The organism is Kribbella sp. CA-247076 (assembly GCF_050942445.1).
Lineage (GTDB): Bacteria > Actinomycetota > Actinomycetes > Propionibacteriales > Kribbellaceae > Kribbella.
The window spans coordinates 558474-577797 of sequence record NZ_CP192051.1 but is presented as its reverse complement, the minus strand read 5'-3'; the positions used below and the strand labels follow the sequence as shown (position 1 = coordinate 577797).

The window sequence follows — 19324 nt, the reverse complement described above, 5'->3', positions numbered from 1 at the left end:
GCGCGTACTCCGCCTGCGGTCCGGCCTGCGACGACGACGCACTGTCTGAACACCTCGGCCTGTTCCAGTGCGTCTACTTCCGAAGGACCTGTCATGTCCGCTGTTCTGCCTGTCCTCGCCGCCAGACTGTCCACCGCCGCGGCGGCCGCCTTCGGGCCGTCGTACGGCGACCTCGATCCCGAGCTGAGGTCGGCTACCAAGCCCGAGTTCGGCCACTACCAGAGCAACCTCGCGCTCCGGCTCGCCAACGCGCTCGGCCGGCCGCCGCGGGAGGTCGCGGCCCGCCTCGTCGACGTCCTCGAGATCGCCGACCTGTGTGAACCGGCGGAGATCGCCGGGCCGGGATTCGTCAACCTCAGGCTCCGGGCGTCCACGCTCGCGGCCGCGGTGAACGAGCCGCGGACCTTCACCAGCAGACACCAGCGCGTCGTCGTCGACTACTCCCAGCCGAACGTCGCCAAGCAGATGCACGTCGGCCACCTGCGCTCGACCGTGATCGGCGACGCGCTCTGCAACGTCCTGCAGTACGTCGGGTACGACGTCGTCCGGCAGAACCACGTCGGCGACTGGGGCACGCAGTACGGAATGATGATCGAGCAGTCGCTCGAGGAGTCGCTCGACCCGAAAGACCTTGATCTGCAGGGTTTGCAGCTGCTCTACGAACGGAGCCGGAAGCACTTCGACGCCGACGCCGTCTTCGCCGGCAAGTCGCGGAACAGAGTCGTGTTGCTGCAGTCCGGCGATCCGGAGACGCGGGCGAGCTGGCGGCGGATGGTCGACGTCTCACTGGCCGACTTCGACCAGGTCTACGCCCTGCTCGACTCGAAGCTGACCCGGGCCGACGTCGTCGGCGAGAGCGCCTACAACGACGAGCTGCCACGGGTCGTCGACGACCTGACCGCGGCCGGCCTGCTGACCGAGTCGGACGGAGCGTTGTGCGCGTTCCTGCCGGGATTCACGGGCCGCGACGGCCAGCCGCTGCCGGTGATCGTGCGCAAGTCCGACGGCGGCTTCGGTTACAGCGCCACCGATCTAGCCGCGGTCCGGCACCGGGTCAGCACACTGCACGCCGACCGGATCGTGTACGTCGTCGATCACCGTCAGGCGCTGCACTTCGAGCAGATCTTCGCTCTCGCCCGCGCTGCCGACTGGTTGCCTCCGACAACGACGGCGGAGCATGTCGGCTTCGGCACCGTACTCGGGCCGGACGGGAAGCCGTTCAAGACCAGGGCGGGCGGCACGGTCAAGCTGACCACGTTGCTCGACGAGGCCGTCTCACGCGCGGCCGCCCTGCTCGAAGACCGGGACGGAATCGACAGAGAGGCCACCGCGAAGGTGGTCGGGATCGGAGCGGTCAAGTACGCCGACCTGTCCAGCGACCGCGGCAACGACTACGTCTTCGACCTCGACCGGATGGTCGCAATGACCGGCAACACCGGGCCGTACCTGCAGTACGCGCACGCCCGGCTGACGCGGCTGCTCTCCAAGGCCGGCGCAGAGCACGACCAGGTCACCGAGCCCGGCCAGGTCACCGAGCTCAAGGAGCCGGCCGAGGAGCGGCTCGCGCTGCTGCTCACCGGCTTCGCGGACGTGGTCGAGCAGGTGGCCGAGACCCTGCAGCCGCACCGGCTGTGCACCTACCTGTACGACGTCGCGACCGCACTGTCCGTGTTCTACGAGCAGTGTCCGGTGCTCACGAGTCAAGGCAGTACCAGAGCAAGCCGGATCGCTCTCTGCGCGGCGACCCGGACCGTGTTGCAGGATGGGCTGGGTCTGCTGGGCATGCAGGCTCCCGACGCCATGTAGAGACGCAAGCTAGGAGGCCCCCATGTTGCCGTGGTCCGCGGAGCTCGCCGGCCGGTTCGAGCAGACGACGTACGAGAGCGAACTGCTCCGCGGGAATCCGCTCGGTGACCCGCACGAGCGGCCGGTGCTGGTCTACCTGCCGCCCGGGTACGACGACTCGGACCGCCGCTACCCCGCGGTCTACGTGACGATGGGCTACACCGGTCACATCGGGATGTGGTTCAACCGGATGCCGTTCCGGCAGCCCTACCCGGAGTTGCTCGACGCGCTGTTCGCCACCGGGGACGTCCCGCCGGTGATCGTGGTGTTCGTCGACTCCTGGACGAAGTACGGCGGTAGTCAGTGCCTCGACTCGCCGGGCACCGGGCAGTACCACTCCTACCTGTGCGAGGAGATCGTCCCCTGGGTGGACGCGACGTACCGGACGATCGCCGACCGGGACCACCGGGCGATCACCGGCAAGTCCAGCGGCGGGTACACCGCGATGGTGACGCCGCTGCTGCGGCCGGACGTGTTCGGGGCGCTCGCGACCCACGCCGGCGACGCGGCCTTCGACCAGTGCTACCGGCCCGAGTTCCCGGAGCGCGCGCGGACGTTGCGGGACAAGTACGACGGCAGCTACGAGAAGTTCTTCGAGTCGGTGGCGACCCGGACCGGCCGGACCACCACCGAGGACCTCCACCTGATGGAGATCTACGGCTACTCCTCGGCGTACTCCGCCGAGCCGGACGGCACGGTGCTGCTGCCGTTCGACGACCTCGGCGCGGTCGTCCCGGAGATCTGGGCCCGCTGGCTGTCCCGCGACCCGGTGGAGATGGTCCGCGAACCGCAGTACGCCGACGCGCTCCGCTCGATGCGGGCGGTGTGGATCGACGCCGGCAAGCAGGACGAGTACTACCTCGACCTCGGCGCCACCGCGTTCCACCGGGCCGCTCAGGGGGTCGGCGTACCGGACGACCGGATGCACTTCGAGCTGTTCGAGGGGACGCACGGCGGGATCGAGTACCGCTACCCGCTCGCGGTGCGGTGGCTGGCCGAGAAGCTGTCGGCCTAATTCGGGTGCCGCGATCGCGGCGTACGCCGTACCTTCGGAGGATGAGCTGGCCGGAGGGGATCGACGCGCGCCCGATCGACAAGGGTGACGCGGACGCGTGGGCGGAGTTGCTGGCCGCCAAGGAGCTGGTCGACCAGGAGGGCGAGAACTACGACGCCCAGGACCTGATCGACGAACTGGAGGATCCGCACCTGGATCCGGCCGTGGACACCATCGGGCTGTGGGCCGGGGGCCGGATGATCGCGTACGGCAAGTTGTACGCCGCCGACGCGGTGATCGACCTCGACCGCGTCAGCACCGAGGGGACAGTCCACCCCGAGTGGCGCCGCCGGGGCATCGGGACGGAGTTGATGCCATGGCTGATCAACCGGGCCCACGAACTGCACGCGGCCAAGCACCCGGAGGCACCCGGCGAGGTCACCTGCAGCCGGATCAGCACGAACCTCGGTGCCGAGGCACTGTTCCGGAAGTTCGGCTTCGAGGAGCGCCGGTACTTCTTCGACATGAAGCGCCCGCTCGACCAGCCGGTGCCGAAGGAGACGCCGGCGGACGGGCTGCGGCTGGTGCCGTTCGACACCTCGATGGACGAGACGCTGCGGCTGGCCCACAACGACGTGTTCCGGGACCACTGGGGCGCGACGCCGAAGGACGCGGACAGCTGGAAGACCTGGTTCACCGGGGCGCGGGCGTTCCGCGGCGGATCGTCGTACGTCGTCCTGGACGGGGACACGATCGCCGCGTACGTGCTCGGGTACGAGTACGAGGCGGACACCGAGGCGACCGGGATCCGGGAGCTGTACATCGGCCAGGTCGGCACGGTGAAGGCGTACCGCGGCCGCGGGCTGGCCCGGATCACGCTCGCGAAGGTGCTGACCAAGGCGGCCGAGGTCGGGTATCAGCGCGCGGGGCTCGGGGTCGACGCCGAGAACCCGACCGGGGCGCTCGGTCTGTACGAGCGCCTCGGTTTCTCGGTGTCGTCCAAGTGGACCAGCTACGGACTCCCGATCTAGTCGATCAGCACTGGTTGGGGCGCGCTCGACTGCTCGTTCAGCTGTCCGTTCGGGCGGCGGCGGAGCCAGGTCCACGGGCGGACGGTGAGGACGATCATCGTCAGGCTGAGGGCGGCGTAGACCAGCGCGCCGACGAAGGCCGCGTGCACGCCGTCGGTCAGCACCTCACGCGGACCGGTCGACGTCGAGTTGCGGGTCGCCGTACCGAAGATGGTGACCAGGATGCCGAGGCCGAGCGCGCCGCCGACCTGCTGGACCACGTTCAGCATGCCGGACGCGGCGCCCGAGTCCTCCGGCGCGACACCCGAGATGGCCCGGCCGACCAGCGGGATGAAGATCATCCCCGCGCCCAAACCGAACAGCAGCATCGGCCCGACCACGTCGGCCAGGTAGGTGCTGCGCGCGTCCAGCTGGGTCAGCCACACCGTGCCCGCGGTGACCAGCACCGACCCGGTCAACATCAGCTTGCCGCCGTCGACCCGGGCAACCAGCCTCGGCACGATCCGGGACGCCGCGAACAGCAGCCCGGTCAGCGGCAGGAAGGCGAGACCGGCCGCCAGCGGGCTGAGCAGGAGCACCCCCTGCAGGTACTGCGTGAGGAAGAAGAACATCCCGAACATCGTCCCGACCACGAGCAGCATGGCCAGGTACGACGCCGAGCGGTCGGCCGACCGGAACAGCCGCAGCGGCACGATCGGGTGGCTGACCCGGCGCTCGATCAGCACGAACGCGACCAGCAGCACCACTCCGGCGACGAACGCGGCCAGCACCTCGGCCGACGTCCAGCCGACCTCGGCGACCCGGATGAAGCCGTAGACGAGTGACGTGATGCCGACGGTCGAGGTGAGTGCCCCGGCGACGTCGAACCGGCCGGTCTCCGGCTCGGTCTCGGTCAGCACCTGCCTCGCCGCGATCACCAGGCCGATCCCGATCGGCACGTTGATGAACAGGCCCCAGCGCCACGACACCCAGTCCGTCAGCATGCCGCCGAGCACCAGGCCGACGCTGCCACCACCGGACGACACCAGGCTGTAGTAGCCGAGCGCCTTCATCCGCTCGGGCCCTTCGCGGTAGGTGAGCATGAGCAGGGTCAGCGCGGCCGGCGCGGCGATCGCACCGCCGACGCCCTGCAGGACCCGGGCGGCGAGCAGGAGCTCGGCGTTCGGCGCGAGTCCGCCGAGCAGCGAGGCGAGCGTGAAGACGGCGACACCGGTCACGAACACGCGGCGGCGACCGAGCAGGTCCCCGGCGCGGGCGCCGAGCAGGAGCAGACCGCCGAACGCGAGCGCGTAGGCGTTCTGCACCCAGGACAGGCCGGCCGGGCTGAAGTCGAGCGACTGCTGGATCTTCGGCATCGCGATGTTCACCACGGTGCCGTCGAGGATGACCATCAGCTGGGTGATCAGGATGACTGCGAGGACGATCCCCGGCCGCCGGGCGGGCGTGCCGGAGGAGGCGCCGGGCGGCGCCGCGGCTGTGGCCGACATAGGTACTCCTTGCCCCGGAGGGGTTACAGTTGAGAGGGAAAGCGGAGACTTCCTCCGGATACAATACGGAGGCACCCTCCGCTTTAGCAAGCGATATTCTGCCCGGACTTTGAGCGGTACGGCTGTCGCGGACAGTGAGGAGGCCCGATGGGTTCGACACCGTTGCCGTCGACGCGGCCGACCCGTGCCGACGCGGCCCGGAACTACGACCTGCTGGTGACCGCCGCCCGCGAGGCGTTCGCCGAGCACGGGACCGACACCTCGCTCGAGGAGATCGCCCGCCGCGCCGGCGTCGGCATCGGCACGCTCTACCGGCGCTTCCCGAACCGGACGGCCCTGCTCGAGGCGGTCTACGTGGACGAGATCCAGTCCGTCTGCGACCGCGCGTACGGGTTCGCCGAGAAGCTCGAGCCGTTCGACGCGCTGGCCGCCTGGCTGCGCAGTTTCGTCAGCTACGGGATCTCGAAGAAGAGCCTCGCCGGTGAGCTGACCGCGGCGCTGGGCAAGGACTCGCCGTTCTTCCAGTCCTGCAAAGTGAACGTGCAGGAGGCCGGTGAGCTCCTGCTGAGCCAGGCGAAGGCGGCCGGGGACGTCCGGCCCGAGCTCGAGCTGATGGACATCATGCGGCTGGTCGGCGGCATCACCATGGGCCGCGACATGGAGCCCGACGAGGCGAACCGCCTGCTCGACATCGTCCTGTGCGGCCTCCGGCCCCCTGCGTCCTGAGGCGGTCTCAGGTCCGCTGTGTTCTGACGGTGTCCAGTGAAGGATTGGCCGCGTCCCGCTCGGTGTAGCTGAGCCGCTCCCGCGGGAACGGCCAGGCGATCGCCAGCTCGGGATCGAAGAGGTCGACGGTCACGCGCTCCGACGACCAGAACTCGTTCACGAGGAAGTTGTAGACGGTGTGCGGCTCCACGGTGCAGAAGGAGTTGCCGCACCCGCGCGGCACGTAGAGCGCCTGCCCGGCGCCGAGCTCGAAGGTCTCCACCCGGCCGAAGCCGTCACCGTCACGGAGGTCGACGATCGCGACGAACATCCGCCCGGACGAAGGCGACAGGTACTTGTCCCACGGCTCGGCGTGGATCCCGCGGGTGATCCCCCGCTCGGCGAGATACAGCACGTTGTGCTGCCGCACCTCGAACCGCGGCATCCCGGCCGCCTCCAGCTTGGCGGCGTGGAAGCTCTCCTTGAACCAGCCGTCGTCGTTCGGCTGCACGTCCAGCTCGAAGTGCAGTAGCCCGGGAATCCCGGTCACCGGCGCACCTGCCGCCGGGCGTCGAGCTGGGCCTGGTCCGCAGCCGTCAGGCCCGCTTCCCAGCCGGCGCCGTTGGTGATCCTGGTCCGCCGGGTCGTCGTGTTCGGGAACAGCCTGGTGAACAACGCGTCCACCTGCTCCTCCCGTTTCGTCAGCACCGGCAGCAGACGATCCGCATCAGCCTCCGGTACGGCGGCCTGCGTCGCGGCCGCGGTCGCCTGCAGCCGCTCCCCGATCCGCTGCGCGTACGCCATCAGGAACGACTGCCGGAACGACCGCGTCCGGGACTCACCCCGCCGGCCGAGCTGCTTGCCTGCAGCAAGCATTGCCCGGTTCGCCTGCACCAGCAGCGAGGTGCTGAGGATCTCGGTCAATTGCAGGTCCAGCTCGGCGCCGACGATGGTGACCACGGCCAGTTGGTCGATGACGACCGTACGGCAGCGGTTCGCCGAGGCGACCGCTCCGACCAGCTGCGCCTTGGCCGAGACGTACGGCGTGTCCACCCAGAGCCGGCGGGCGGCGGAGTCGTCCGGGAGCTCGACCGCCGGGTCCGCGTCGACGAGCGCGCGGTCGAGCGAGAACTTCGCCATCAGCTCCTGGGCCTTGCCGGACAGGGCTTCCGCCTCGTCGGGGAACTCGGTCGCCTCCGCCTTCGCGAGCAGTCCGCGGATGCGCGCGAGCATCTTCCCGTTCACCGGCGCGGCGGGCGCCTGGCGTCCGGCCGGCGTACCGGGCAGGGGGTAGAGGCGGGCGAGGATCGGGAGGGCTTGCAGGAAGCCGGCCAGGGACAGGGCGTGGTGGAGGGTGAGGTAGCGGCCGACGCGGGCCGCGGCGGCCCAGTCGGTCAGGCTCAGCGCGGCGAAGGGTTGCGAGACTCCCAGGTCCGTCAACTGGTCGAGCCAGCGAGGGTCGAGGGTGTTCGGGCCGTACTTCGTGTGCTCGGAGGAGATCGCTGCCAGCAGCAACGGCTGGATCCCCGCGTCCAGCTCGCGGCGCCCGTGCTCGACGACGTCCGCGGGCGACCAGCCGCGCTCCCAGGTGGCCCGCACCAGCGCGGCCAGGAATCCTTCGACACAGCGATCCACCTGCGCCTGGTCGCGCTCGTCGTACGCCCCCAGACGGGCCAGTTGCGCGTCCGCGCGATCGTCGCGGACAGCAACGATCGAGGCCGCGATCGGCAACAGCCGCAGGATTTCCTCGTCACTCACGCGGCCGAGTCTGACACTCCACGAAGTTGTCACCCAAACGCGAACGGCCAAGCCTTGTGGAAAACCTGGCCTTTCTGAAGCCTGGCTGAAGACAGCGCGCGAGGATCTACCACAAGACGCTGTGAAATCGGGGAGGGGAAAGAGTATGACTCAGCTTGCGGAAGCGGGCTTCGACGAACTGCGCGGTGCCCTGACGGGCACCGTGATCGGCCCGGGCGAGGAGGGGTACGACGACGCCCGGCGGCTGTGGAACGCGCAGCACGACCGGCGGCCGGCGGTGATCGCCCGGGTGCGGACCGCCGAGGACGTCTCGGCCGCGGTCCGGTTCGGCGTCGCGCGAGGACTGGAGATCGCCGTGCGCGGCGGCTCGCACAGCATGTCCGGCGCGTCCTCGGTCGACGACGGACTGATGATCGACCTGAGCGAACTGAACCAGGTCACCGTGGACGTGGACGCCCGCGGGCCCGCGTCGGTGGCGGTGCACTGCTGCGCGATCTCGACGCCGCGACCCAGGCGCACGGTCTCGCCGTACCGGCCGGGATGATCAGCCACACCGGCGTCGGCGGGCTCACGCTCGGCGGCGGGATGGGCTGGCTCACCCGGCAGTACGGCCTCACGATCGACAACCTGGAGTCGGTCGAGATCGTCACCGCGAACGGCAGCGTCCTGCGGGCGGCCGAGGACGAGAACGCGGACCTGTTCTGGGCGGTCCGGGGTGGTGGCGGCAACTTCGGGGTGGTCACCGAGTTCGAGTTCAGGCTGCACGAGGCCGGGCCGATGGTGAACTACGGCCTGCTGTTCTGGGGTCTGGACCAGGGCGGCGACGTCCTGCGGATGGCTCGCGAACTGATCCCGCGGCTGCCGAAGACGTTCAGCGTGGTGCCCGCCTGCCTGAACGCGCCGCCGGCGCCGTTCGTTCCGGAGCAGCACCACTTCCAGCCGGGCTACGGCCTGGTGGTGATCGGGTTCGGCTCGCCGGAGGAGCACGCGGAGGTGCTGGCGGACATCCGCGGCACGCTGCCGCCGCTGTTCGAGTTCGCGACCCCGATGCCGTACGTCGCGGTGCAGCAATCCCTGGACGAGGCGAACGACTGGGGTTACTACTGCTACGAGAAGGGTCTCTACCTCGAGGACTTCAGCGACGACGCCATCGAGGTGATCACCGAGCACGTGCCGAAGAAGACGTCACCGCTGTCGGCGGTGCTGTTCTACCGGCTGGACCACGCGTACTCCGAGGTCGACGACGACGCCAACGCGTTCGGCGGCGGCCGGACCGACCGCTACGTGATGTTCGCGATCGCCCAGACCCCGGTGCCGGAGCTGCAGGCTGCCGAGATCGCGTGGGTGCGGTCGTTCTGGGACGCGCTCCAGCCGCACGCGATCAACATCGGCACGTACATCAACGGGATGACGGAGTCCGACGACGCCAGGATCCGCGCGACGTTCGGGCCGAAGTACGACCGGTTGGTCGAGCTCAAGCGGAAGTACGACCCGGACAACGTGTTCCACCGGAACGCGAACATCAAGCCCTGACCGGGAAGCCGGCGGCGCCGCTCAGATCGAGGCGGCGCCGTCGACGGTGAGGACCTGGCCGTTGATGTTGGTGTTCTCGAGCAGCAGCATCCGGACCACCGGTACGACGTCGTCCGGCTCGGTCAGGTGGCCGGTCGGCGTCCGCCGGACGATCTGGTCGAGCTGGGTCTGGCCGAGCACCGCGGACATCTCCGAGGCGAAGAACCCCGGCGCGACCGCGTTGGCCAGCACCCGGCCGCCGAGCTCGCGGGCGAGCGACCGGGTGGCCGCGTCCATGCCGCCCTTGGTCGCGGAGTAGGCGACCAGCCCCGGGAAGCCGCGCTGCGCGCAGATCGAGGTGACGTTGACGATCCGGCCCTTCAGCCCCTTCGCGAGCATCCGGCGCAGGACGAACCGGGTGAGGACCAGCGGCGACGTCAGGTTGGTCTGGATGATCTGCGCCAACTGGTCGGGCGAGGTGTGCACGTGCAACGAATCCTGGCCGATCGCCGCGTTGTTGACCAGGCCGTCGATCGGGCCGAGCGTCGTCTCCACGGTCCGGACGAACGCCTGCCCGGCCTCGGCGTCGTTGACGTCGACGGCGCCGTAGTACAGGTGGTCGGGGTACTTCTCGCCGAGTGCGGTCAGCTCCGGGGTGACGGTGCGGGCGAACGCGGCGACCTTCAGCCCGGCGGCGAGCAGGTCGGTGACTATCGCCAGCCCGAGGCCGCGGGAACCACCCGACACCAGGACGACCGACGCGGGCGGGACCAGGTCAGACTTCACTCTTCAATGTCTCTTTCTGCGGGATCTCGTCGAGGAAGCGGATCCGCCGGGGTACGCCGTAGTCGGGCAGCCGGCTCGAGCACCACTGGACCAGGTCGGCGTCGGTGATCGGGCCGAGCGCCGGGTTCGGCACCACTTCGGCGGCGACCATCCGCCCGACCAGTGGCGCCTTGCGGGCGAACACCCGCGCCCAGGAGACGCCCGGGTGGCCCATCAGCACGTTGCGGACGATCCCGGCGGACACCTTCGAGCCGCCGACGTTGATCTCGTCGGTGTCGATCCGGCCGGTGATCAGCACCCGGTCGCCGTCGAACTCGACCCGGTCGCCGGTGTGCACCGCGCCGACCAGCCCGGCGCCGTGGTGCGGCGAGCGGATCACCAACTCGTCGCCGTCGACCGCCAGCATCGGGCGGTCCGGGTCGGGCTTGCGGTCCAGCCACTCGCGCGGGAACCCGGCCTGCCCGTCGTGCACCACGATCGACGCACCGACCTCGGACGACGCGTAGATCCAGGAGATCCGGGCCTTCGGGAAGATCTCCCGCAGCTGGTCGAGGATGGCCTGGTCGACCGGCTCGCCGCCGAGGGTGAGCTGCTCCAGCGGTACGTCGGCCAGCGTGTCGGCGTCCCGGTAGATCGCCTGCCGCCAGAACGTCGGCGTACCGGATGCGGCGGTGACGCCGTGCTGGGCGGCGATCGCCGGCCACTCCTCCAACTCGTCGGGCTCGATCACGACCAAGCCTTGGTCGGCGTGGGTGAGCGACAGGGTGACCACCTGCCACCAGGCATAGGTGCCGGGAGAGTACGGGAGCAACCAGGTGCGCGGCGGCTGCTCGCCGGTGACCGTGGTCAGCGACTCGAGGGTGTGGCCGATGCGTTTGGGGCGGCCGGTCGACCCCGAGGTGAGCAGCCAGGCACGTCCGGACTCCTCGACCCGTTTGAGCTTCGCCGGGGTCACATCGCCGTCGGGCAGCACGATCGCGAACCCGGACCCGGCCAGCTCCTCGCGCATCCGCTGGTCGACCCTGGACCGCGTCGCGACCAGCAACTCGGTGCCGTGGACCGCGTGATGCCGCAGGGCCGCGAGCGCGTCCGCGCCGTTGTCGACCAGGACGGCGGCCGGCGACGGCAGCTGCGGGAGCTTGTGCAGCGTCCGCCAGGTCAGGCTCTTGCCGGCGACGACCACGGTGTTGTCGTCACCGATGAGGGCGGTGGTCCGGCGCCGCGTGCTCACGCCGACTGGAGTTGATCGATGAAGTCCAGCACGTCGCCGACCGTGGCGATCCGGCGCAGCCCGGGGGCATCGAAGTTCAGCTCGTCACCCAGCTCGTCCTCCACCCGGAGGGCCAGCTCGGAGAAGTCCAGCGACCGGAACCCGATCTCGCGCAGATCGGCGGTGTCGTCGCCCGGCAACGTCCTCCCCTGTGCCGTCATCACCTCGCCCATCAACTCCCTGACCCTGCCACGTGCTACCGAACCCATGACGCCAAAGCCTAGCTGGTACGCCGGTGGGTTCACGGGGGCTGATCGGCGGCCCGGCGACGGACGAAGGCCTTGAAGCGTTTGACCCTGCTGGAGACCTCCCAGCCGATCAGCGCGATCACCGGGGACGCGGCAGCGACGGCGGCGAGCAGGATCTCCTCGACCGGCAGCCCGGCGATGTGGAAGGCGATCATGAGACCTCCCGTGCGTGACCTGGGAGATTACCGAGTGTAAAGGTGAACTCTCATGCGGTAAACGGCTCGGCGCCTGCGAACGGCGACTCCGTCGACTCATAGACTTCACCGGTGATCACACCAGGCCGGCGGAGGAGGCGCGTGTCCGCGGGCCGTGGGAAGCGGGCGGCCCCGGGCAGCGGTGCCCGGCTCGCGGCTCTGGTGAGTCTGCCGGTGCTGCCGTTGGCCTGGTTCGTCGGGCTGCAGGAGCACCCGCCCTGGATGCCCGGTGCGTACCTCGGCTATCTCCTGGTCGTCATCGTCGTACCGGGCACGATGTTCTGGCGGCGGCTCACCGGCGGGACCGGGTGGTTCGGCGCCGACGTCGTCCTGGGGACGGCGTTCGGACTGGCCGTCGAGGCGCTGTTCTACCCGATCGGGATGGTGTTCAGCATGCCGTTCGCCGCGCTGGTCATGCCGGCGCTCGCGTTCGGGATGTACCGGGCGCTGCCGCGGCGCAAGCTGCCCGAGCGGCCGACTCCGTGGTGGGCGACGGCCGGCGCGATGGTCGCGGTGGGGATCGCGGCGGCGTGGTTCGTCCGGATCGGGTCGCAACTGATCCAACTGAACGGCCCAACGGCGTTGCGGCCGAACTCCGACGCGCCGCACAACCTGGCTGTCGCCGCTGAACTGTCGCGCCACTTTCCGCCGAAGGTCCCGTACGCCGACGGCAGGTGGATGACCAGCCACTGGGCCGCGTACGACCACATCGCCTCGTCGCACTGGATCACCAGCGTCCCGCTCGACGTACTCACGCACCGGATGGTGCCGTTCGCGATGCTCCTGCTGACCGTGCTGGGTGCTGCTGCGGTCGGCATGCTGCTCACCGGCCGGGCGGTGGCCGCGCCGATCGCTGCCGGGCTGACTGTGCTCGCGGGTGATCTGGCCGCCTGGCCGTGGACGGTGTCCGATCGGTTGTTCACCGAGAGCCCGTTCTCCCTCGGTCAGCTGACCAATCCGCCGCAGGCGTTCGCCACTGTGCTGTTGCTGCCGCTCATCGCGGTGACAGCGCTCCTGCTGCGACGTAAGCCCGGCCAGACGCGTGCGCAGTTGTTCGGACTGTTCGTCGCGGGCGGAGTGCTGATCACTGCGCTGGCGCTGACTAAGGCGACCGCTCTGCCGGTGTACGCGACTGGGCTCGCGGCTGCCTGGGTCTACCTGACGGTCCGGGCCGGGCGGCTCAATCTGCGCGCTCTGGTCCTCGGTGTGGGGGTCGCCGCAACCTACGCACTGACCTTCTTCGTCGTACTGGGTGGTGCGCAGTCCAGTGTGCTGTTCGACCCGGGCGCGACGTTCGAGCACCTGGCGGAACGCATGGGCGGTGGCGGCAGGTCGGTCGCCGTCGTCGCAGCCGTGGTGGCGGTCGGCTGGCTGATGCCCGCGGTCGGCGCGCTGCTGATCCGGCGGCGGCTACCACGCGATCCCATGCCCGTGTTCCTCGTGTTCGGCTTCCTGGCGGCTCTGACCGGTGCGGCGTTGCTGTACGACGATGGTCAGGCGCAACTGTTCTTCGTCCGCACGGGCTTCATCTACGGCGTGCTGCTCGCCACGTGGGGTCTCGGGTCGCTCGAGGGCCGTCGTCAGTTCTCCATCGCCGTCATCTCCCTGCTGATCGGCGCGGCCGCGATCTACTGGGGTCGCTACCGGTCGCCCGAGTCCTGCTCCGGTCCCGAGTGCTTCGGACAGCCGTTGGCAGTGGCCCTAGTGATCGCAGTGCTCGGGATCGGCCTGTTCGGGCTCGTCCTGCGCGGCTCGCGTCGTACCTGGGCCGTCATCGCTGTCGCCGTTCTCCTCGGTACGACGGTGTCGCCGACGGCGGTGTCGTTGCGGGAGTTCGCCAAGCCGTCGTTGACGGAGTACGACTCGATCGCGCCCGGTGGGATCGAGGCGGCGCAGTTCATCCGGCGGAACTCGGGGTCGGGTGACCGGATCGCGACCAACGTGCACTGCCACCGTGCCCGCGCTTCACATTGCCTGACCGGTTCCTACTGGATCGCCGGGTACGCCGAGCGCCGGGTGCTCGTGCAGGGGTGGGCGTACAAGACGCGGGTCGACGACACGTACCCGGACGGCGTGCAGAGCAGCTACTGGGACGAGGAGACGCTGCGGCTGAACGACGAGGCGTTCAGCGAGCCGACGCGCGACGTACTGGAGCGGCTGCGGACGGAGTACGGCGTGCAGTGGTTGCTGCTGGACGAGCGGGTGAGTGCACCGCCGAGGAACCTGGAACGGCTGACGGAGCTGCGGTTCCACTACGGGACCGTGCGGGTGTACCAGCTCTACTCGACCACCCCACGCCCGGCGCCGTCGCCGACGCCGGGCTCCCCTTCACCGACGGGTTCGCTTTCACCGACGGGTTCGCCGACCGGGTTCCCGACACCGACGCCGGTGTCACCCAGCCCGACGTTCCCGAGCAGCATCCCGACGCAGACCTTCACGCCCAGCCGGCCGACACCGACGTTCCCGATCGTTCCGTCGTCACCGACGTTCCCGTCCTCGCCGGCCGGCTGATCGTCAGCGCACCGAGACCGCGGGGATCGGGAGGCTCTGGTTGGCCAGCCGGTCCAGTGCGGTCACCGTGTAGAGGTACGCCTTGCCCGGTGTCGCCGTCGTGTCCAGGTACTCGGTCGAGCGGACCGTCGCGATCAGGTTGCGGGCGTCGTTGTCCGGGCAGTGGTCGCCACCCAGGAGCTCCCGGCGATAGACGGCGTACGACGTGCTGTCGGACGACGTCCGCCGCCACTTCACCTGGACGCCGTCACCGGTCCTGGTGGCGCGGACGGCGTGCACCGGGAGTGGTGGACGCGAGTCCAGGTTCCGCATGGTGGGGATCAGCGCCGGACGGGAGTACCACGTGGTGTTGAGCAGGGTGGTCGCACCGAGGCGGTCCGCCCGCACGTCCTTCGCGGAGAAGTAGATGTTGCCCTTCACCTCGGGAATCGTGCTGGTGAACGCGAGGTGGTCGCTCAGCTCGGCCGGGTCCGACCAGTCGGGCGACTGCGTCGACGTACCGACCTTGTACGTCGCTTCGCCGATGTAGAGGTGGACGTCGGTGCCGCGGACCTCGTTGGCCCACCACGGGACGATCTTGTTGTAGTCGGCCGGCGCGAACCCACCGGCCCAGTAGACCTGCGGGACGATGTAGTCGATCCACTCCTCGCGGACCCACTTCCGGGTGTCCGCGCCGAGGTCGTCGTACGTCTGGACGCCGGCGGTCGTGTCCGAGCCCTCCGGGTCGGTCGCCTTGTTCCGCCAGACCGCGAACGGCGAGATGCCGAACTTCACCCATGGCTTGGCCGCCTTGATCCGCTGCTGGAGCTCCTGGATCAGCAGGTCGATGTTGTTCCGCCGCCAGTCGGCCAGCGTCGGGAAGCCGGCGCCGTACTCCGCGTACGTCGCGGCGTCGTCGAAGACCTGGCCGGCCACCGGGTACGGGTAGAAGTAGTCGTCGAAGTGCACGCCGTCGATGTCGTAGTTGGCGACCGCGTCCATGATCGCGTCCTCGACCAGCTTGCGGGCCGCCGGGATCCCCGGGTTGTAGTAGAGCTTCCCGCCGTACGAGACCACCCAGTCCGGGTGCTGCCGGGCGGGGTGCGTCGGGACGAGGGCGTTGATGTCGGTGCCCATCGAGAGCCGGTACGGGTTGAACCAGGCGTGCAGCTCGAGGTTGCGCTTGTGCGCCTCGGCCACCGCGAACGCCAGCGGGTCGTAGCCGGGGTTGCCGCCCTGCATGCCGGTCAAGTACTGCGACCAAGGCTCGACCTTGGACGGCCAGAACGCATCCGCGGTCGGGCGGACCTGGAGGATCACCGCGTTGTGGCGCTGCCGGACCGCGTCGTCCAGCCAGCCGATCAGCTCGGCCTGCTGCTGCGCCGCGGACAGCCCGGTCCTGGACGGCCAGTCGATGTTCACCACCGAGGCTACCCAGCTCGCGCGGAACTGCCGGAGCGGGGTCTGCGCGTCGGGCGCGCAGCGCGCCTCGCCCGCGGGCGCCGGCGCGGCCGACGCCGTCCCCGTCAATCCGCTCAGCAACAGCCCTGCCGTCACCCCGAGAACCCCCATGGCTCGCCAGACTCTCATGTCACTCTCCGACCATCTGTTCCGATGAACTCGAAAGATGTTTACACATCCATCGGCTCCAGAGAAGACGCTGCGCTAGGTTAGGTGCATGCTGCGTAGCGCCACCTCGGCTGATCTCGACACCATTCGGCGGCTGCGGAACCAGCAGGCCAATCGCGAGGTCAGCATCACCTCCCACGAGATCAGCGCGGACGAGCACGCGGCGTGGTGGGCGAAGGCCTCGGTCGACCCGGCTCGGCGTGTGCTGATGTACGAGCGCGACGGCGTGACCGCCGGCGTGGTGAACTTCTTCGACCTCGAAGGATCCACGGCTGCCTGGGGATTCTTCCTCGACGCCGACGGCCTGGCGGACCGGGGTGAGACGTTGCCGGCGTGGGTCGAGGTGATGCGCGAGGCGACGGCGTACGCGTTCGACGAGCTCGGCGTCGACCTGCTCACCGGCGAGGTCCTCGAGCACAACACCGTGGTCCGGCAGATGAACCGGCGGTTCCGGTTCACCGAGGGCACACCGCAGACCCGGTACGCCGACGGCCGCGAGGTGACCGTGATTCCTATCAGCCTGCGCAGGCAGGACCGACGACAGGGGACGAAGTAGATGCGCACCATCGAGATCGGCGGCGTACCGGTTGGGCCGGACCACGAGCCGTTCGTGATCGCGGAGATGTCCGGCAACCACAATGGCGACCTCGAGCGGGCCAAGGAGATCGTCCGCGAGGTCGCGGCGTCGGGTGCGCAGGCGCTGAAGCTGCAGACGTACACCGCGGACACGATGACGCTGGACGTCGACCTGCCCGCGTTCCGGTTGCCGTCCGAGCACGAGCTGTGGAGTGACGCCCGGCTGTACGACCTCTACGCGGAGGCGCACACGCCCTGGGAGTGGCACGAGCCGATCTTCGAGCTGGCGTCGTCGCTCGGCCTGGTCGCGTTCTCGTCGGCGTTCGACCGGACCGCGATCGACTTCCTGGAGAAGCTCGACGTGCCGGCGTACAAGGTCGCCTCGAACGAGATCGGCGACCTGCCGCTGGTCCGCGGGATGGCCGAGACCGGCAAGCCGATCATCATCTCCACCGGCTCGGCGACGCTCACCGACATCGACGCGGCCGTCCGCGCGGCCCGCTCGACCGGCAACGAGCAGATCATCGTGCTCTCGTGTACGGCGAGCTACCCGGCGCCGCCCGAGCAGTCCAACCTCCGCGCGATCCCGGTCCTCCGGGACGCGCTCGGCGTACAGGTCGGGCTGTCCGACCACACCATGGGCATCGGCGCCGCGATCGCCGCGGTCGCCCTCGGCGCCACCGTGCTGGAGAAGCACGTCACGCTCAAGCGCGCCGACGGCGGCGTCGACTCCGCGTTCTCCCTCGAGCCGTGGGAGCTGGAGTCCCTGGTGGAGAACACCCGCGTCGCCCACCTCGCGCTCGGCAAGCCCGTGATCGGCCCGAAGCAGGCCGAGCAGAACGTCCTGCGCTTCCGCCGTTCGCTCCACGTCACCCAGGACGTCCGGGCCGGCGACGCCGTCACCTCCGAGAACGTCCGCTCCATCCGCCCGGCCGGCGGCCTGTCCCCCGACACGTTTCCGCAGGTCGAGGGCCGCCCGTTCCGGGTGGACGCTCCGGCCGGGACCCCGCTGACCTGGGATCTTCTGTAGGGGCCGGGTCCACCGCGCGGGGGAATCCGAGGGTCGTCCTCCCGGTGGACGCTCCGGGGGCAAGCGTCTTCCTAGGGTGAGGCGAAAGTCTTGTCGAGTCTCGGGAGAGGTCCTATGCGAGCCCGGAAGTTGCTGTCGGTGGCGGCCGCGGCGGTGGTCGCGGTGCCGAGCGTTGTCGTGGGGACGGGTACGGCGTCGGCCGGCGGTCCCGTCGTACCGAAGATCGCGTGGGGCGACTGCGGCGATCCGAAGCTGGCTGCGTTCCAGTGTGCGTCGGTGGAGGTCCCGACGGACTACGACCGGCCGCGCGGCGAAACGACCACGATCGGCCTGACCCGCTTGCCGGCGAGTGATCCCGCGCGCCGGATCGGGACGCTGTTCACCAACCCCGGTGGGCCGGGCGGGTCGGGTGTCGACTTCGTCCACCAGTTGGCGACCGTGGCGTACTCCGCGGAGGTGCGGGCGCGGTTCGACATCCTCGGCTTCGACCCGCGCGGCGTCGGCCGGTCCGACGCGGTGACCTGCTACCCGACGGCGGCGGAGGAGCAGGCCGCCCTGGCGGAGTGGCCGGCCTTCCCGGTCGGCAAGGCGGAGGAGCGCAAGTACACCAGGATCGCCGCGAGTATCGCGGCCAACTGCGCGCGGACCTCGCCGGACCGGATGGCGCACTTCTCCACCGCGAACGTTGCCCGGGACATGGATCTGCTCCGGCAGGCGGTCGGCGACGCGAAGCTGACGTACGCCGGCTACTCGTACGGCACGTATCTGGGGGCGACGTACGCCAAGCTCTTTCCGAAGAACGTCCGGGCCCTGATGCTCGACGGCACGTGGTTCCCGTCGGAGTACTCCGGGAGGCCTGGCGACCGCCGGCCGGTGGGCGTCCGGCTCGGTCAGGGGCCGGCCGCAGCGAAGACGTTCGAGCAGTTCAAGCTCGAGTGCAAGCGTGCCGGGGCCGAGCGCTGTGCGCTGGCCGGGCTCGGCGATCCCGGGACCGTGGTCGAGGACGTGCTCGCCCGGGTGAAGTCCAAGCCGGTCGTGCTGCCGGGCCCGACCGGTGAGCCGATCACGGTGACGTACGCCCTGCTCGTCCAGTCGACGTTCTCATCCCTGTACGAGCCGGCCATCTGGCCCGACCTGGCCGCGCTGTACGTCGAGGTGGCGCAGGCGTCGCAGCCGCGCACTGCCAAGGCGGCCAAGCTGTCGGCGGGCGCTTCCGGGCTACTCCAGCGCAAGGAGACGTACACCTCGGTCGGCGCCGTGTTCCAGAACTGCGTCGAGGCCTGGCATCCTCGCCGGCCGCTCAGCTACCCGGCGTACGCCGACGCCCAGGACCGGATCGCCCCGCACTTCGGCCGGATGCGCACGTGGACCGGCCTGCAGTGCGAGTTCCTGCCGATCCGCGACCACGACGCGTTCCTCGGCCCGTGGACGAAGCTGAAGGTGGACGCGCCGGTCCTCGTCTTCGGCACCCGCTACGACCCCGCCACGCCGTACGAGGACACCCGCCCGTACGCCGACCTCTACCGCGACCCCCGCATGGTCACCGTCAACGCCTGGGGCCACACCACCCTCGCCAAGAACACCTGCGCCGACACCCACATCACCACCTACCTCACCACCCTCAAAGCCCCCGCCGACAACACAACCTGCCAACCCGACCGCCACCCCTTCGATCCCAGGCCCACGCAAACCTCCGTACGCTAGCCCGGGAGCACACAGCTGCCGGGAAGGGCAGGGATGACGGAGTACTTGTTGTTTCCGGGGCGGCA

At 69.8% G+C, this 19324-nt stretch carries 18 protein-coding genes; 10 read left to right on the top strand and 8 right to left on the bottom strand.

The window, feature by feature from the left end; genetic code table 11:
- Positions 1-93 precede the first annotated feature (93 nt).
- From argS to ACQPYZ_RS02845, 3 genes are read left to right on the top strand one after another with little or no spacing between them, the layout of a single operon-like run.
- Positions 94-1806, top strand: a complete 1713-nt coding sequence (argS, locus tag ACQPYZ_RS02855) for an arginine--tRNA ligase (protein WP_433164903.1) — start codon at positions 94-96, stop codon at positions 1804-1806.
- A gap of 22 nt (positions 1807-1828) precedes the next feature.
- The gene (locus ACQPYZ_RS02850; RefSeq protein ID WP_433164902.1) at positions 1829-2860 is read left to right on the top strand and encodes an alpha/beta hydrolase; all 1032 of its coding nucleotides are present in this window, start codon (positions 1829-1831) and stop codon (positions 2858-2860) included.
- A gap of 41 nt (positions 2861-2901) precedes the next feature.
- The gene (locus tag ACQPYZ_RS02845) at positions 2902-3870 is read left to right on the top strand and encodes a GNAT family N-acetyltransferase (RefSeq protein WP_433164900.1); all 969 of its coding nucleotides are present in this window, start codon (positions 2902-2904) and stop codon (positions 3868-3870) included.
- Here ACQPYZ_RS02845 and ACQPYZ_RS02840 read toward each other — a convergent pair.
- Positions 3867-5357, bottom strand: coding sequence for an MFS transporter (locus tag ACQPYZ_RS02840; RefSeq protein WP_433164898.1), 1491 nt, complete (start codon positions 5355-5357; stop codon positions 3867-3869). The genes ACQPYZ_RS02845 and ACQPYZ_RS02840 overlap by 4 nt on opposite strands.
- Positions 5358-5504: 147 nt before the next feature.
- On the opposite strand from ACQPYZ_RS02840, the gene ACQPYZ_RS02835 reads away from it, so the two are divergent.
- Positions 5505-6083, top strand: a complete 579-nt coding sequence (locus tag ACQPYZ_RS02835; protein ID WP_433164897.1) for a TetR/AcrR family transcriptional regulator — start codon at positions 5505-5507, stop codon at positions 6081-6083.
- A 7-nt stretch (positions 6084-6090) separates the two neighbouring features.
- Here the strand turns inward: ACQPYZ_RS02835 and ACQPYZ_RS02830 are convergent, their stop codons facing one another.
- On the bottom strand, positions 6091-6612 hold the full coding sequence (locus ACQPYZ_RS02830) for a dTDP-4-dehydrorhamnose 3,5-epimerase family protein (RefSeq protein WP_433164896.1): 522 nt from the start codon (positions 6610-6612) through the stop codon (positions 6091-6093).
- Positions 6609-7820: a DUF2786 domain-containing protein gene (locus ACQPYZ_RS02825; RefSeq protein ID WP_433164894.1), complete on the bottom strand. Its 1212-nt coding sequence runs from the start codon at positions 7818-7820 to the stop codon at positions 6609-6611. Before ACQPYZ_RS02825 ends, ACQPYZ_RS02830 begins: the two co-directional genes overlap by 4 nt.
- A 145-nt stretch (positions 7821-7965) precedes the next feature.
- On the opposite strand from ACQPYZ_RS02825, the gene ACQPYZ_RS02820 reads away from it, so the two are divergent.
- Both ACQPYZ_RS02820 and ACQPYZ_RS02815 read left to right on the top strand, forming a co-directional pair.
- Positions 7966-8364 carry an FAD-binding oxidoreductase gene (locus tag ACQPYZ_RS02820; protein ID WP_433164892.1) on the top strand — a complete coding sequence of 133 codons (399 nt, stop codon included), beginning with the start codon at positions 7966-7968 and terminating at the stop codon, positions 8362-8364.
- Complete coding sequence (locus ACQPYZ_RS02815) at positions 8304-9353, top strand: FAD-binding oxidoreductase (RefSeq protein WP_433169612.1); 1050 nt, start codon at positions 8304-8306, stop codon at positions 9351-9353. The genes ACQPYZ_RS02820 and ACQPYZ_RS02815 overlap by 61 nt, the downstream gene beginning before the upstream one ends.
- Before the next feature lie 21 nt (positions 9354-9374).
- Here ACQPYZ_RS02815 and ACQPYZ_RS02810 read toward each other — a convergent pair whose 3' ends face one another.
- Genes ACQPYZ_RS02810 through ACQPYZ_RS02795 form a run of 4 tightly spaced genes read right to left on the bottom strand, consistent with a single transcriptional unit; the run spans position 9375 to position 11791 of the window.
- Entirely contained in the window at positions 9375-10118 is a 744-nt protein-coding gene (locus tag ACQPYZ_RS02810; RefSeq protein ID WP_433164890.1) for an SDR family NAD(P)-dependent oxidoreductase, read from the bottom strand.
- Positions 10108-11349 carry an AMP-binding protein gene (locus ACQPYZ_RS02805; protein ID WP_433164888.1) on the bottom strand — a complete coding sequence of 414 codons (1242 nt, stop codon included), beginning with the start codon at positions 11347-11349 and terminating at the stop codon, positions 10108-10110. The genes ACQPYZ_RS02810 and ACQPYZ_RS02805 overlap by 11 nt, the downstream gene beginning before the upstream one ends.
- Positions 11346-11597 carry a phosphopantetheine-binding protein gene (locus ACQPYZ_RS02800; protein ID WP_433164887.1) on the bottom strand — a complete coding sequence of 84 codons (252 nt, stop codon included), beginning with the start codon at positions 11595-11597 and terminating at the stop codon, positions 11346-11348. Before ACQPYZ_RS02800 ends, ACQPYZ_RS02805 begins: the two co-directional genes overlap by 4 nt.
- 32 nt (positions 11598-11629) lie before the next feature.
- The gene (locus tag ACQPYZ_RS02795; protein ID WP_433164885.1) at positions 11630-11791 is read right to left on the bottom strand and encodes a hypothetical protein; all 162 of its coding nucleotides are present in this window, start codon (positions 11789-11791) and stop codon (positions 11630-11632) included.
- 141 nt (positions 11792-11932) lie between these two features.
- On the opposite strand from ACQPYZ_RS02795, the gene ACQPYZ_RS02790 reads away from it, so the two are divergent.
- Positions 11933-14341, top strand: a complete 2409-nt coding sequence (locus ACQPYZ_RS02790; protein WP_433164883.1) for a hypothetical protein — start codon at positions 11933-11935, stop codon at positions 14339-14341.
- Between the two features lie 3 nt (positions 14342-14344).
- On the opposite strand, the gene ACQPYZ_RS02785 is transcribed toward ACQPYZ_RS02790, so the two are convergent.
- On the bottom strand, positions 14345-15910 hold the full coding sequence (locus ACQPYZ_RS02785) for a glycoside hydrolase family 10 protein (protein ID WP_433164882.1): 1566 nt from the start codon (positions 15908-15910) through the stop codon (positions 14345-14347).
- Between the two features lie 88 nt (positions 15911-15998).
- On the opposite strand from ACQPYZ_RS02785, the gene ACQPYZ_RS02780 reads away from it, so the two are divergent.
- The 3 genes from ACQPYZ_RS02780 (at position 15999) to ACQPYZ_RS02770 (ending at position 19259) form a co-directional block, all read left to right on the top strand.
- Positions 15999-16505 carry a GNAT family N-acetyltransferase gene (locus tag ACQPYZ_RS02780; protein WP_433164881.1) on the top strand — a complete coding sequence of 169 codons (507 nt, stop codon included), beginning with the start codon at positions 15999-16001 and terminating at the stop codon, positions 16503-16505.
- Entirely contained in the window at positions 16506-17555 is a 1050-nt protein-coding gene (gene pseI / locus ACQPYZ_RS02775; RefSeq protein WP_433164879.1) for a pseudaminic acid synthase, read from the top strand.
- A gap of 114 nt (positions 17556-17669) precedes the next feature.
- Entirely contained in the window at positions 17670-19259 is a 1590-nt protein-coding gene (locus tag ACQPYZ_RS02770) for an alpha/beta hydrolase (RefSeq protein WP_433164877.1), read from the top strand.
- Positions 19260-19324: the final 65 nt, after the last annotated feature.